15 protein-coding genes are annotated in these 13,278 nt (G+C 67.9%); 12 read left to right on the top strand and 3 right to left on the bottom strand.

Annotation, left to right across the window (positions count from 1 at the left end; genetic code table 11):
• The 10 genes from FFS72_RS21585 to FFS72_RS21630 all read left to right on the top strand — a co-directional run bounded on the left by FFS72_RS21585 (position 1) and on the right by FFS72_RS21630 (position 8,360).
• Complete coding sequence (locus tag FFS72_RS21585; protein WP_137875858.1) at positions 1–1,038, top strand: MCE family protein; 1,038 nt, start codon at positions 1–3, stop codon at positions 1,036–1,038.
• Entirely contained in the window at positions 1,035–2,141 is a 1,107-nt protein-coding gene (locus tag FFS72_RS21590; protein ID WP_137875859.1) for an MCE family protein, read from the top strand. Before FFS72_RS21585 ends, FFS72_RS21590 begins: the two co-directional genes overlap by 4 nt.
• Positions 2,138–3,235: an MlaD family protein gene (locus FFS72_RS21595; RefSeq protein ID WP_249353441.1), complete on the top strand. Its 1,098-nt coding sequence runs from the start codon at positions 2,138–2,140 to the stop codon at positions 3,233–3,235. Before FFS72_RS21590 ends, FFS72_RS21595 begins: the two co-directional genes overlap by 4 nt.
• Positions 3,232–4,524: an MlaD family protein gene (locus tag FFS72_RS21600; RefSeq protein ID WP_137875860.1), complete on the top strand. Its 1,293-nt coding sequence runs from the start codon at positions 3,232–3,234 to the stop codon at positions 4,522–4,524. Before FFS72_RS21595 ends, FFS72_RS21600 begins: the two co-directional genes overlap by 4 nt.
• Positions 4,525–4,538: 14 nt before the next feature.
• Positions 4,539–5,180 carry an Rv1363c family protein gene (locus tag FFS72_RS21605; RefSeq protein WP_212744381.1) on the top strand — a complete coding sequence of 214 codons (642 nt, stop codon included), beginning with the start codon at positions 4,539–4,541 and terminating at the stop codon, positions 5,178–5,180.
• Positions 5,181–5,291: 111 nt separating this feature from the next.
• Positions 5,292–5,909 (top strand): TetR/AcrR family transcriptional regulator, encoded by a 618-nt coding sequence (locus FFS72_RS21610; RefSeq protein WP_137875861.1) that lies wholly within the window; start codon positions 5,292–5,294, stop codon positions 5,907–5,909.
• A 63-nt stretch (positions 5,910–5,972) separates the two neighbouring features.
• Positions 5,973–6,533, top strand: coding sequence for an LppU family putative lipoprotein (gene lppU / locus FFS72_RS21615; protein ID WP_249353443.1), 561 nt, complete (start codon positions 5,973–5,975; stop codon positions 6,531–6,533).
• A gap of 30 nt (positions 6,534–6,563) precedes the next feature.
• Complete coding sequence (locus FFS72_RS21620; RefSeq protein WP_050065193.1) at positions 6,564–7,013, top strand: FAS1-like dehydratase domain-containing protein; 450 nt, start codon at positions 6,564–6,566, stop codon at positions 7,011–7,013.
• Positions 7,010–7,438 carry a MaoC/PaaZ C-terminal domain-containing protein gene (locus FFS72_RS21625; protein ID WP_137875862.1) on the top strand — a complete coding sequence of 143 codons (429 nt, stop codon included), beginning with the start codon at positions 7,010–7,012 and terminating at the stop codon, positions 7,436–7,438. The genes FFS72_RS21620 and FFS72_RS21625 overlap by 4 nt, the downstream gene beginning before the upstream one ends.
• A gap of 124 nt (positions 7,439–7,562) precedes the next feature.
• A complete protein-coding gene (locus tag FFS72_RS21630) occupies positions 7,563–8,360 on the top strand; it encodes an SDR family NAD(P)-dependent oxidoreductase (protein WP_137875863.1) in 798 nt (265 codons plus the stop codon).
• 135 nt (positions 8,361–8,495) lie between these two features.
• On the opposite strand, the gene FFS72_RS21635 is transcribed toward FFS72_RS21630, so the two are convergent.
• Positions 8,496–9,725, bottom strand: a complete 1,230-nt coding sequence (locus FFS72_RS21635; protein ID WP_137875864.1) for an oxygenase MpaB family protein — start codon at positions 9,723–9,725, stop codon at positions 8,496–8,498.
• Between the two features lie 167 nt (positions 9,726–9,892).
• Between FFS72_RS21635 and FFS72_RS21640 the strand changes: the two genes are divergently transcribed.
• On the top strand, positions 9,893–10,567 hold the full coding sequence (locus FFS72_RS21640) for a TetR/AcrR family transcriptional regulator (protein WP_137875865.1): 675 nt from the start codon (positions 9,893–9,895) through the stop codon (positions 10,565–10,567).
• Positions 10,568–10,679: 112 nt separating this feature from the next.
• On the opposite strand, the gene FFS72_RS21645 is transcribed toward FFS72_RS21640, so the two are convergent.
• Positions 10,680–11,243 carry a TetR/AcrR family transcriptional regulator gene (locus FFS72_RS21645; RefSeq protein WP_249353444.1) on the bottom strand — a complete coding sequence of 188 codons (564 nt, stop codon included), beginning with the start codon at positions 11,241–11,243 and terminating at the stop codon, positions 10,680–10,682.
• A 154-nt stretch (positions 11,244–11,397) separates the two neighbouring features.
• On the opposite strand from FFS72_RS21645, the gene FFS72_RS21650 reads away from it, so the two are divergent.
• The gene (locus FFS72_RS21650) at positions 11,398–12,246 is read left to right on the top strand and encodes an SDR family oxidoreductase (protein ID WP_137875867.1); all 849 of its coding nucleotides are present in this window, start codon (positions 11,398–11,400) and stop codon (positions 12,244–12,246) included.
• Here the strand turns inward: FFS72_RS21650 and FFS72_RS21655 are convergent.
• The gene (locus FFS72_RS21655; RefSeq protein ID WP_137875868.1) at positions 12,243–13,007 is read right to left on the bottom strand and encodes a DeoR/GlpR family DNA-binding transcription regulator; all 765 of its coding nucleotides are present in this window, start codon (positions 13,005–13,007) and stop codon (positions 12,243–12,245) included. The two genes, FFS72_RS21650 and FFS72_RS21655, sit on opposite strands and share 4 nt — an antisense overlap.
• Positions 13,008–13,278: the final 271 nt, after the last annotated feature.

Below are 13,278 nucleotides of genomic sequence, written 5' to 3' on the forward strand. Positions count from 1 at the left end.
ATGTCGACGACCACCTCCCGCCGCCCCCGCGCCCTCGAGGATCGCAGCATGCTCGTCATCGGGCTGATCACCGTCGCCGCGATCGTCGGCTCCCTCGCCGTGGTGCTCGCCGTGTCTCGCGCGGGCACCGGGGAAACCCGCTACGAGGCCGAGTTCGCGCAGGCCGCCGGTCTCGGCCCCGGTGACGCGGTGAGCATCGCGGGCGTACAGGTCGGTGCGGTCGAGGAGACCCGGCTCGCGGGTGACCGCGTCGTCGTCGCCTTCGGGGTGGACTCGAGTGTTCCGCTCGGACCCGGAACGGAGGCGTCCATCAAGCTGACGACGCTGCTCGGGTCCCGCTACGTCGAGCTGCGGCCGTCCGGTGACGGTGAACTGGTGGACCGACGAATCACTTTGTCCCACAACACCGTCCCGTACGACCTGCAGCAGGTGCTCGGCGACGCCACGACCACGTTCGAGCAGGTGGACGCCGCGAAGATCAGCGACGCGATGACGCAGCTGTCGACACAACTCGAGGGCACCCCCGAGTTGGTGCCGCAGGTGCTGACCAACATGGAAACCCTCTCGTCGATCCTCGCGGACCGGCGCGACCAGATCGGGTCACTGCTGCGGAGCAGCAGCGAGCTGACCGAGGCCGTCCGGCAGCAGCAGGGCAACCTCGGCGCGCTCATCCGCGACGGCAACACCCTCGTGCAGGACGTGGCGTTGCGCCAGGACACCCTCACCCGACTCCTCGGCGCCACCACCACGCTCGTCGACCGGCTCGACCGCACCCTCGTCCAGCAGCGACCCGAGGTCGACGCGCTCGTCGCGAGCCTGCGGGACCTGCTGGGCACGCTCAGCGCCAACGACGCCCTGCTACGGAACACGCTGCAGATCCTGCCGGTGCCGCTGCGCAACTTCACCAACGCCACCGGAACCGCCAACGAGGTCGACTTCACCGCTCCCGCAGGGCCGCTGATCGACTCGTGGATGTGTGCGATCAGCGGCCAGGCCGCGGTGCGGAACCTGCCGTCCTACCTGGAGGACTGCCGATGACGCGTCCGAAGATCCTCGTCGCGGTCGCCGCGGTTGCCGTCGTCGTGGGTGCCGGGTCGTTCTGCGCCGCCAGTGCCGCCGCCTCCGACGACGAGAAGGTGGTCGTCGCCCAGTTCGACAACGGGGCAGGCTTGTACGTGGGCAACGCGGTATCGGTGCTGGGCATGCCGATCGGGACGGTGACCCGCGTGGAGCCGCACGGGTCCCGGGTGGAGGTGACGATGTCCCTCGACGCGGAGGTGGACGTGCCCGCCGACGTGTCCGCGGTGACGGTGTCGACGTCGGTCCTCACCGACCGGCACGTCGAACTGACACCGCCCTACCGGGACGGGCCGGTGCTGGCGGACGGCGACATCATCGGCCTCGACCGCACCCGCACACCCGTCGACTTCGATCGTCTGCTGTCGATGGCCGACACGATGGCGAACGAACTGCAGGGTGACGGCGAGGGGAACGGCCCGGTCTCGCAGCTGCTGAACGTCGGTGCCGAGATGACCGTCGGCAACGGCGATGCCGCACGGTCGGCGTTGTCCCGGCTGTCGGAGGCGCTGGCGCTCGGCGACGACCACGGCGAGCAGACCCGTGATGCGGTCACCGCGGTCGTCGACAACCTGTCGGTCCTCAGTGCGGCCTCGGCGGACAACCAGCAGATGATCGGCGAGTTCGGTTCCACCATGCGGCAGTTGACCGATGTCCTCGCCGCATCGGATCTCGGATCCGGGGAGACGGGCGCCAAGCTCAATGCCGTCCTGGCGCAGGCCGCCGACCTGCTGCAGACCCATCGGGACGGACTGCGCGCGACGGCCGAGGACGCGACCACCGTCACCGGCGCCCTCGTGGACTACCGGCGTGAACTCGCCGAGTTCCTCGACCTGACACCGCTGCTGCTCGACAACGCCTACAACTCGATGGACCAGCAGAACGGGGCGGCCCGCGTGCACGCGCAACTGGAGAAGGTGTTCTTCGACAGTCAGCTCACGAAGGAGGTGTGCAACCTCCTCGGAATGCGTCAACTGGGCTGCGCAACGGGAACTCTCGCCGACTTCGGTCCCGACTTCGGTATCGGCGGGATGCTCGAGGGCATGGCGGGTGGTGCCCGGTGAACGGGCCCCGGGCTCGGGCGGTCGCCGGGACGGCACTGGTGATGCTGGCCCTGAGTGCCTGCTCGGTCGGGTTGGAGGATCTGCCGTTGCCGGCGCCGAGCGTCGGGGCCGGCTCGTACACCATCACCGCGACCTTCTCGAACGCGTTGAACCTGCCCGCCGCCGCGAAGGTGAAACTGGAGGGCGTCGACGTCGGGGACGTCGAGTCGATGACCGTGTCCAACTACACCGCGATCGTCACCATGCAGATCATGGACGGTGTGCAGCTGCCCGTCGGGACGTCGGCGGAATTGCGTTCCGCCACACCGCTCGGTGACATCTTCGTCGCCGTTCACCCACCCGAGGATGCCGCGCCCGACACCGCGTTCCTCGCGGACGGGGACAGCATTCCGCAGGAATCGACGTCGGCCGCCGCGACCATCGAGGAGGTTCTCACCACCGCCGCCCTCCTCGTCAACGGCGGTGTCCTGCGCGACGCGACGAAGGTCGTCAACGGGCTCGGCGCGGCCCTCGGCGAGCGCGGCGAGGGACTCGCCGGCCTGATCGACGAGTCGACCCGACTGGTCGAGAACCTCTCGGCGCGAAGCACGTCCATCTCCGACACTCTCGCCGAGACGGGGAAGCTGACCCAGACGCTGGCCGGGCAGCAGGCGGTGATCGGTGACGTGATGGCGGCCGCGGGCCCCGCAGCGAGCACCGTCTCCGCGAACACCGATCAGGCATTGGCGCTGCTGGCCGAGATCGACCGCATCACCAGGCAGTTGGAACGGTTCCCGTCGGTGGCGGGCACCGGAACCCGCGGTCTTGTCGCCGACATCAACACGATCGCCGCCGAACTTGCCCGCGCCGCCCAGGACCCCAACGCGGACCTCGACTCCGTCAACCGGATGCTCGCGCCGATCATCAAGATCACCAATTCGACGTCCGCGCACGTGGATGCGGACCTGCAGGACCTGGCACTCGGCGCGCTGGCCGATCCGAACCATCCCTCCGACCCCGGCAGCCGGATACCGGAAGGGGCGGACGGGGCGGCCGCGGCAGGCACCCTCATGTACACGCTGTTCCGGCTGCGTGCCCAGGGGGTCGGCCGATGACGCACTCGGAGCCGGTGGGAGTCGGGTTTGTCGAGCGGGCGGCTTCCGGTGTGCTGACAGCGGTGCGGTTCGTCACCAGACATCGGCTCGGGGCGTCCGCGATCGGGTTGGTCGTGGTCCTCGTCATCGGTGTCGGCTATCTCGCGGGGGGTGTGTTCGGGCTAGGGCCGACGGATTCGACGATCACCGTCCGTGTGCACCTGAAGGAGACGGGGGGCCTGCTCGAGGACCAGAACGTCACCCTGCGCGGTGTTCCGGTCGGCCGCGTGGAGGCGCTGGAGCTGACGGGCGACGACGTCGTCGCCGTCGCCGCCCTCGACGCGGACGTCCCGATTCCGCGTGGCGGGGAGGTCCGTGTCGCCGGCCTGTCTCTCGCGGGCGAACAGTACCTCGACTTCCGGCCCACCGAGGACGACGGTCCGTACCTCGCCGACGGTGACGTCATCTCCTCGGACGAGACGTCGACACCGGTACCGCTGTCGACGCTCATGGGCGATCTCGACGGGATGCTCGCACAGATCGATCCCGAGAAGCTGAGCGCTGTCATCGACGAGCTCGGCATGGGGCCGCAGGGACCGGAGAAGCTCGCCGACATCATCGACGGGGGCACGTTCCTCGTGTCGACGCTGGATTCGGTTCTGCCGCAGACCGTCAGCCTCCTCGGGACCAGCCGGGTCGCGCTCGGGGTGTTCGGCGACGGAACGGGCCTGCAGGACACGGCCGCCAACCTCCGGCAGGTGCTCGGCGGCGTCGAAGCCAGTGACGCCGGTCTGCGCACCCTGCTGGACCGGACTCCGGTCACACTCGCAGCCCTCGACGCACTGATCTCGGACAATTCGCCGACGATGGTGCAGTTGCTCGGGAACCTCACGACGGTCGCGCAGTTGACGAATCTTCGCGTGCCTGCGCTGCAGGAGTTCTTCTTCCCGCAGTACCGCGCCGGGTCCACGCTGGACGCGATCTCGACGGTGTTCCACGACGGCGGCATCTGGGCCGCGGTGAACATCTACCCCCGCAATTCCTGCGACTACGTCGGCCCCCGGCTGCCGCCGTGGCAGGCCGACTTCCCGGAACCGTATCTGCACCTCGACTGCCAGGACCAGGATCCGTCGGTGCTGATCCGCGGCGCCCGCAATGCTCCCCGACCCGCCGGGGAGACCCCGGGACCGTCGCCGGGAACCGACCCGATGGAGAAGGCGACACCGACACCCGTTGGACCGTATTCGATCCCGCTGCCCTACGCGGGTCCCGTGCTTCCCGGCGCGGGCCCCAACGCAGCCGGGCGATGAACAGGAGCGCAGAGATGAGTAACGACACCCGCACCAGGCCGTTCGACATGACCGACTTCGACCCGGCGAACGAGGCTGAAGAGGCATCGGAATCGTCTGTCGTCGAACCTGATTCGGCGACTGCAGACACCTCGACGCCTCCTCCGGGTGCAGGTGGCGCGTCGGAGGCCGCTCGTCGGTGGCCGCGCCGCGTCGCGATCGGTGCACTGCTCGTCGTGACCGTCGTCGCCGTCGCCTCCGCCGCCGTGTTCGGCTGGAAGTACACCGAGATGCGGGCTGTCGAGTCGGCGGCCGATCAGGCCCGCGCCACGGCGCGCAATTACGCGGTGACCCTCACCAGCGTCGACTCCGAGGGGCTGGACCAGAACTTCACGGACGTCCTCGACGGCGCGACCGGCGAGTTCAAGGAGATGTATGCCCAGTCGAGCGAGCAACTCAAGCAGCTGCTGATCGACAACAAGGCCACCGCGCAGGGCACCGTGGTCGAGGACGGCATCAAGTCCGCGACGACGACGAAGGTGGAGGTCCTGCTGTTCGTCGACCAGGCCGTCACCAACACGGTGACCCCCGAGCCTCGGATGGATCGGTCCCGGGTGGTGATGACGATGGAACTCGTCGACGGCCGCTGGCTCGCGTCGAAGGTGGACCTGCCGTGAGTCCGGAAACGGTTACCCGGTTCGGGTGCTCCCGACGTGGAGCTGAGCGGTCGGTCAGCCGCACGTTAGAATCTGCGGAATTCTTGCGCAGGAACCCTGAATGAGTGCGAGATGTCGAGGCGGAGGTGGGAAAGCGTGACGACCCGCAGGATCGGTGCGCCGGATGCGAAGAATCGGGGGGTGCTGCTCGACGCGGCGGAACAGCTCCTCCTCTCGGAGGGATACGCGGCGGTCAGCTCGCGTCGAGTCGCCGAACAGGCCGGCCTCAAACCGCAACTGGTGTACTACTACTTCCGCACGATGGACGAACTGTTGCTCGAAGTCTTCCGGCGACGCGCAGAACAGGGCCTGGAGTACCAGGCGCAGCTGATGAAGTCGGAGCAGCCGCTGTGGGCGCTGTGGGATTTCAGCACCGATCCGAACGCGGTGGTGGTGACCCAGGAGTTCATCGCCATGGCCAACCACCGGCCGGGCATCCGCCAGGAGATCGCCGACTATTCCGAACGGTTCCGGGCGGCGCAGGTCGAGGCACTGTCGGAGATCCTGCCGCGCTACGGCGCGGACCCACAGTTGACTCCCGCGCTGGTGTCGGTGCTGATGACCAGCCTGTCCCGGGTCATGGTCATGGAATCCCACCTCGGTGTCACCGGTGGCCACGACGAGACCTTCGCGATGGTCGAGGACATGCTGCACCGCTACGAAGGCGAACGCCGACCGCACTCTGTCTGACGAGTCCGGCACAATCGCCGAGTGGGCGAAACCGATGAGCGCGTGAAGACAGGTCGAAGTGCAGTGCGACGGGCAGCGGGAACAGTCGCGGGAGTCGCCCTCGTGGCGTTCGCGGCAGCATGCTCGTCGCAGTCGGTGCAGGGAACGGCGGTTGCCGTGCCGTCGGTGATCGCCAGCCAGGACGTCGGCGACAGCGGCGGCAGCACCGATTTCGTGGCCGACGTCGGCGACTGCGTGAAGCTCGGCGGGACCGTCGACGAGGCCGAGATCGAGCACGCTGCGTGCGGCGGCCCCGACTCCAACTACAAGGTCATCGGCAAGGCGACGGAGAACGCGGAGTGCCCGTCGGACGCCGACCAGGTGTACTACGAAACCTTCCACGACATCGAGCAGGGCGCACTGTGCCTGGACATCGACTGGGTGATCGGCGGCTGCATGAGCATCCCCGGCCAAGGGGACGACGAGCCGTTCCGCGTCGAATGCAGCGACCCGACCGCGGTCCGGATCGAACGGGCGACCGAGATCATCGAGGGCGCCACCGACGTCGACGAGTGCGCTGAGGGCGGCTTCACGCACCCCGAGCGCAGGTTCACCGTGTGCACCGAGTCTGTGATCCCGCAGTAGCGCGATCCGGACCGCCGCTACGCTGTGGCGATGCCAGTAGTCAGCCCTGACCTCGCGGGACGCGTGTTCCCGCCGCAGCGCTACCTCGTCGGTCGCGAGAAGATCCGCGAGTTCGCTCGCGCATTGCGCTCCGAGAACCCGCTGCACCACGACGTCGACGCGGCCCGCGCCGCCGGATTCGGCGACGTCATCGCACCGACGACATTCACGTCCGTCATGCAGGGCAGGGCGGTGCTCCAGCTCGTGGATGACCCCGACGTGCATCTCGAACCCAGTCGGGTCGTCCACGGCTCGGAGAAGATCGAGCATCGGCGTCCCATCGTCGCGGGGGACGAACTCTCCACGACGATGACCGTGACCGAGGTGACCGAGCGTGCGGGCAACGCCCTCCTGACCACTGTCTTCGCGATCGAGGACGCCGACGGTGAACGGGTCGCGACCATCAGCTCCACCCTGCTCGTTCGAGGAGATGACGCATGAGCGCCCCGAAGTTCGCCGAACTCGAGGTCGGGACCATCGTCGCCAAGTCGGACCTGATCCTCACGCGTGAGGACCTCGTCCGCTATGCGGGCGCGTCTGGGGACACGAACCCGATCCACTACAACGACGCCGTCGCGGCGAAGGTCGGCCTGCCCGGTGTCCTCGCGCACGGCATGCTGACCGCGGGTATCGCACTGCAGGTCGTCGTCGACTGGATCGGGGATCCGTCCACCGTCGTGTCCTACGAGACCCGCTTCACGCGGCCGGTCGTCGTCGACCCGTTCGACGGCGCTGCCCTGTCGGTGACGGTGAAGGTGGGCCGACTCGACGCCGAGGCCCGCACCGCCCGACTCGACATCACCGTCGGTCACGGCGGGCAGACCGTGCTCGGCAAGACGCAGGCACTCGTGCGACTGCGCGACTGAGCCTGCGCGCTCGACGGGGTGCGCGGTTGCGTTCATCGTGAACGGAAGGCGTGACCGGGCAACCGGCGCGGCCTACGGTCGACGTGGCAACAGCAACGGTGACTTTCACGAAGGGTGCGGGCGGATGGATCTCGGACTGGATGGCAAGCGAGCGATCGTCACCGGCGGCAGCCGGGGAATCGGGCGGGCCGTCGCCCGGGGGCTCGCACTCGAAGGCGTCGACGTCGTGATCGCCGCCCGCGATCCGGAAGCGCTCGAACTCGCCGCGAAGGAACTCGCGCAGGAGACCGGCCGCCGCGTCGTCGCCGTTCCCACCGACACCGGCGACGAGGACGCAGTCCGCGCGCTCGTGCAGCGCACCGTCGCCGAGTTCGGGGGTGTGGACATCCTCGTGAACGCAGCCGCGACCCCGTGGAGTGCGGGCAAGCCAACCGATTTCGACTCCACCACCGACGACGTGGTTCGCGAGGAAGTGGAGATCAAGGTTCTCGGCTACCTGCGCACCGCGCGAGCCGTGGCACCGCACTTCGTCGAGCAGGGCTGGGGCAGGATCGTCAACATCAGCGGACTCGGTGCGCGGCAGGCGAGTTCGATTGCACAGACCATCCGCAATGTCAGCGTCGCCGCGCTGACGAAGAACCTCGCGGACGAGCTCGGTCCGCACGGCGTCAACGTGACGGTGGTCCACCCCGGGCGCACCCGCACCGAACGGCTGACCGAACGATTCACCGAACAGGCCAGGATCGACGGCGTCACCGTCGACGAACTCGAGGACGGCATCGCCACCAACTCGATTCGACGCCTCGTCGACGCGTCGGAGGTTGCCGACGTCGTCACCTTCCTCGCGTCGCCGCGCAGCATTGCCATCACCGGCGACGCCGTCGCGGCCGGCGGCGGTGTGCCCGGAGCCGTCTACTACTGACCGAAGCGCATCGCCTGCTCGCGTCGTTCGCGGAGTCCACGATGTGAGGGAGGGGAGGGCCGCCCCCACACCGTGGGTCCGTCGGCGGCCACGCCGCGGTCGGTTCGGGTACCTCCGCGGTGGGCCGCGCGCCGGTCAGCGGAGATTCGGATTGTTGAACTCGGGGATCTCGATCTTGATCGGTCGCAGTTCGCTCATGTAGAGCAGCACGAACTGCCGGAGGAACTCGTCGAACATCCAGTACGCCTCCGGGGCGAGCGGGACGGGGAGCAGGCCCTCACGAACGGCGATGAACGGACCCCATGCGGTGTCGAGGAGGCCGCCCCAGAGGAGCTCGCGGGGGATGTGCAGCCAGTCCGCGACCTCGTCGCCGAGCATGAATCGGGTCAGCGCACCGAGAATGGGTCGGCTCAGAAGGGTGAAGTCGAGTCCGGCGCCGAGGTCGAGGAGGGTGTCGGCGAGCTTGATGCCTTCCGGGGTGGGTGCGAGGATCGGGTCGAGCACCTGCGTGGCCTGGGATTCGGCTTCGCTCCACGTCGACGGGATGTACTGATCCTCGATGCCGAGCATGTGGGCGCTCAGCTGCCACGTGTGCAGGAACCCCTCGGACTCGGCGGCGGGGATCGGGACCTTCCACTCCTTGAGGGTCCGCATGACCGTCGTGGGCAGGCTGTGCCAGGTGACCATCATGTCGTGCTGGCTGATCGGAGTGTCTTCGGGTGCCGCGTTGGTCCAGTGCGGTGACTGCGGGAGCAGATGCCGGACAGCGGCGTGCACGAGTCGCGTCTTGAGGCTGGTCACGATCATTTCGCCGTCGGGCTGGAAGGCGTTCGTCGTGCCGACGTCGTAGCCGAGTTTCGCTGTCCGGGAGATGCGGCGCTTCATGTTCGCGCCGCCCTTGGAGTAATAGACCGCCAGCGCCTCCTTCGGGATGACGGTGCTCATCATGCCGCTGGCGAAGCCGTAGAGGACTCCGAGGTAGAGGCCGCGCTTCTGGTTGAACCTCGCTGCGGCGGCGAACTTGCCCGGGTCGGCCCACGCGGGGAGTTGGCGGTGGCGTTCGAGGAAGTCGTGCAGGTCCGCGGGCAGCCCGTCCGGCAACGGCTGTCCGTTCTTGTTCCAATTGCGGAGCAGCGCATTGACTTTCGGAACCTCCCCGCGGGCGAAGAGTGACGCGACCAGTGGGTCGGCCTCGGTGTCCCACACGGTTCGGGGATCTGCCCCGGTTCCGGTTCCGATGACCGATCCCTTCGGCGACCACGTCCACAGGGGGCGAGCCCCCGCGGGTGCCGCCATCGCGAGGGCGCCGACTGCGCCAAGCGTTCCGCCCGCCTTCAAGACGGTGCGCCGGTTGAGCTGATCCATGTGTGACCCCCAGTTGTCGATGCCGAGATGCCGCGAAGCGTGGTGCAAAGATACAAAGAGCGTTTCTTTGTATCTTTGTATCAGCATGTGATCCGGGCCACAAGAGAGGGAATTGGTTGGCCGCGACACGGGACGGATACGATCAGACGGCGCTCCAGGAGGTGCTTGTGGAACCCGCTCCGCCCGGTGACGACCCGTCCACCGCCCGCTCATTGCTCGAACGTGCGTACGTCGACGCCGTCGAGCAGGCCGACGAGGCCGACCCCGTACGCGCTCGCCTGCTCGACGCCGCCTACGAGCAGTTCAGTCGCACCGGCATCCAGCGCACGTCGATGGAAGAAGTGGCCAAGCGCGCCAATCTCTCCCGCATCACGCTCTATCGGAGATTCGCGACGAAGGACGTTCTCGTCGAGCAGGTGATCCACCGCGAGTTCCGCCGTTACTTCGAGCAGTACATCGTCGACATCACCAGTGCCAAGACCGTCGCCGATCGCATCGTCTTCGGCTTCGTCAGTTCACTACGGGCCATCTCCCGCAACCCGCTCATCGGTGGACTCCTCGAGTCCGAGCCGAGTTTGCTCGGCTCCATCGTCGGTGACGACGGACGCACCTTCGCGGCTGTGCGGGAGTTCGTCGCCGGTCAGCTCCATCGCGAGCAGGAGGCCGGCAACATCACCGCCGACCTCGACACCGACCTCACCGCCGAGTTGATGGTGCGGATCTCCGCGTCGTTCCTGATGGTTCCGAGTCAGATCGTCGACCTCGACGACGACGAGCAGCTGACCGCGATCGCCCGGCGATACCTGGTGCCGATGGTGGACGCAACCGTCAAACGTGACTGAGGGCAGGGTGTTTCGCATCGTTGTCGGTTCCTGAAAAGCTCGTTCGATGGCCGCGACCAACGACGTCGTCGAGGGGCTGTGCCGTCGTGTCCACACGGGCTGTGAGTGGGAGTCAGGGTTCGGGGGAGCGGGATGCGACGTCCATCCAGCGGAGCATCGCGTCGACGGCGTCGGCGGGACTGCCGTGTCCGCCGTCCTCGGCCCACTCGGTGAGAGCCGCGAACGACGCGGCCTGGTATGCGGTGGCCAGCGCCCGCGCGACGGCGTCGGGCATCTCGGGGGCGCGCCGGCCGATGTATCCGGCGAGCTCCGTGATCCATGGTCGATAGGCAGTGGACGCCATCGCGGACAGTTCGGGTTCGCCCGCGATCAGGCGCAGCCAGTCGGTGCTCGCGCGTTGCACACGCGGATCGTGAGACACGGAGTCGACGATGGCGAGCCGTACCGCGATGGACAGAGGGTTCGAATCATCGGTGCGGGAGAGGGTCTCGCGAAGCCGGACGGTGGCTGACGCGACGCCGACCCAGGCGATCGCCGACTTCGCCGAGAAGTGCCGGATGAGCGTACGGCTGCTGATCCCGGTGGCCTCCGCGAGGTCGGCCCAGCTCGTGGTGGAGTAGCCGCGATCCGCCCACAGTCGGAGTGCGGTCTCGGCGACGGCCTCGGGTTCGAGCACCGTCGGACGACCTCGCCCTCGCGTCGTCGTGGGTGAGGGAGTCGCGTTCGTGCCGTCTTCCCGGTTCACGTCCCGAGCACACCATTATTGGCATAGTGTGTCAAATATCCACGAACGACGACAGTGGCACGAAAAAGCATGAAGGGGAACAACTGTGGGTGTCTACGCGGTGACCGGATCCGCCTCGGGAATGGGACGCGCGGTCGCGGACAAGCTCCGTGCCGCCGGACACACCGTCATCGGAGTCGACGTCAAGGAAGCAGACGTCGTTGCCGATCTGTCGACCGGCAGCGGCCGGCAACGCGCCGTGCGTGAGGTGCTCGCCGCCGCTGACGGACGCCTTGACGGCGCTGTTCTGGCGGCTGGTCTCGGGCCGGGGCCCGGCAAGGATCGCCCCAGGGTCATCGCGCAGGTCAACTACTTCGGTGTCGTCGACCTGCTCGAAGGATGGCGGCCGGCGCTCGCGGCATCCGCCTCCGCCAAGGTGGTGGTGTTCTCCAGCAACTCGACCACAACCACCCCCGCCGTCCCTCGGCGCACGGTGCGTGCCCTCCTGGGCGGGGACGTGGACAAGGCCGTCAAGTCCGTCCGACTGTTCGGCCGCGGGGCGTCCGCGATCATGTACGCGGGCTCGAAGATCGCCGTCAGCAGGTGGATTCGCCGCACCGCCGTCCAGGGCGACTGGGCAGGCGCAGGCATTCGCCTCAATGCCCTCGCGCCCGGCGCGATCATGACGCCGCTGCTGGAGGAGCAGCTCTCGAACCCGGCCGAGTCGAAAGCCGTCCGGGCCTTCCCCGTCCCTGTCGGAGGCTTCGGTGATGCCGGGCAGCTCGGAGACTGGGCGGTGTTCATGCTCTCCGACGCCGCGGACTTCCTCTGCGGAAGTGTCGTCTTCGTCGACGGTGGATCGGACGCCTACTTCCGCTCGGACGCTTGGCCGCGGCCGGTTCCGCTCACTCGGATTGCGCCCTACCTGTTCCGGTTCCTCCGCTTTCGGCGTTAAGGCGCCAGATCCACCCTGCGGAGGTGGTCGCCGTAGTGTGCGGCCGTGTCGACGTCCAGTCCGGCGTCCGTGACGATGGTGTCCACCTCCTCGAGCGTCGCGACGCGGGCCAGAGCGCGGTGCCCGAACTTGGAACTGTCGGCCAGCACGGCGGTGCGCGCCGCCGCCGCGATCATTGCCCGCTTGACGGGGATTTCGAGGGTGTTCGTGTTGGTGATGCCGGCGACGGGGTCGATGGCATCCGCACCGAGAAACGTCCAGTCGACTGAATAGTCGGACAGGAACTCGACGGTTCGCTCGCCGACGAGGGTGAACACCGAACCGAGGAGTTCGCCGCCCGCCACGAGGAGGCGGACCTCGGGGAAGGTTGCCACGAACTTCCCGATCCGCAGGTCGTTGGTGATGACGGTCAAGCCCGACCGGTGCCGCAGCGCGGCGGCGACCTGGTAGGTGGTCGAGCCGCTGTCGAGGATGACGCTGTCACCGTCGCTCACGAGCGCCGACGCCTCCTGTGCGATGGCCATCTTCTCGTCCCGACGGACGTGTTCCTTGACCGCATAAGGTATTTCGGAGTGTGCGCCCTCGATCGGTCGGGCGCCGCCGTGAGTTCGTTCCGCCTTGCCGAGTCGGACGAGGGCGTCGAGGTCGCGGCGGATGGTTGACGCGTCGACATCGAGGTCACGCGAGAGGGTCTTGGCCTCGACGTAGCCGTCGGCGAGGAGTCGCTCGAGTATCTGGTGTCGTCGGGTGCTCGCGGACAAGCGGTTCCTCCTCGGGCGATGACCGGCTTCTTCGTGGGCGACGCCCGCCGATACTAGCCGCCTTCTGCTCGCATATTGACAGCCGAACACCCCCTTTGCATGATTACGGGCAATTGATGCGCGAAATCGCGCATCGCGTGACCACCGCGCGCAGCACCACCGACCGGAGGATGACAGTGGCATTGAAGCTGGGGTACAAGGCGTCGGCGGAGCAGTTCGGTCCGCGTGAGTTGGTGGAGTTGGCGGTGTTGGCGGAGTCGCGGGGGATGGA

Origin of the sequence: Rhodococcus sp. Q (assembly GCF_005503035.1) — a bacterium.
In the GTDB taxonomy this organism is placed as follows: domain Bacteria; phylum Actinomycetota; class Actinomycetes; order Mycobacteriales; family Mycobacteriaceae; genus Rhodococcus_G.

Excerpts from the sequence above, each read along its gene's own strand:
- FFS72_RS21585 (WP_137875858.1), top strand. The coding sequence starts at position 1 with ATGTCGACGACCACCTCCCGCCGCCCCCGCGCCCTCGAGGATCGCAGC.
- FFS72_RS21590 (WP_137875859.1), top strand. The coding sequence starts at position 1,035 with ATGACGCGTCCGAAGATCCTCGTCGCGGTCGCCGCGGTTGCCGTCGTC.
- FFS72_RS21600 (WP_137875860.1), top strand. The coding sequence starts at position 3,232 with ATGACGCACTCGGAGCCGGTGGGAGTCGGGTTTGTCGAGCGGGCGGCT.
- FFS72_RS21605 (WP_212744381.1), top strand. The coding sequence starts at position 4,539 with ATGAGTAACGACACCCGCACCAGGCCGTTCGACATGACCGACTTCGAC.
- FFS72_RS21610 (WP_137875861.1), top strand. The coding sequence starts at position 5,292 with ATGTCGAGGCGGAGGTGGGAAAGCGTGACGACCCGCAGGATCGGTGCG.
- FFS72_RS21620 (WP_050065193.1), top strand. The coding sequence starts at position 6,564 with ATGCCAGTAGTCAGCCCTGACCTCGCGGGACGCGTGTTCCCGCCGCAG.
- FFS72_RS21625 (WP_137875862.1), top strand. The coding sequence starts at position 7,010 with ATGAGCGCCCCGAAGTTCGCCGAACTCGAGGTCGGGACCATCGTCGCC.
- FFS72_RS21630 (WP_137875863.1), top strand. The coding sequence starts at position 7,563 with ATGGATCTCGGACTGGATGGCAAGCGAGCGATCGTCACCGGCGGCAGC.
- FFS72_RS21635 (WP_137875864.1), bottom strand. The coding sequence starts at position 9,725 with ATGGATCAGCTCAACCGGCGCACCGTCTTGAAGGCGGGCGGAACGCTT.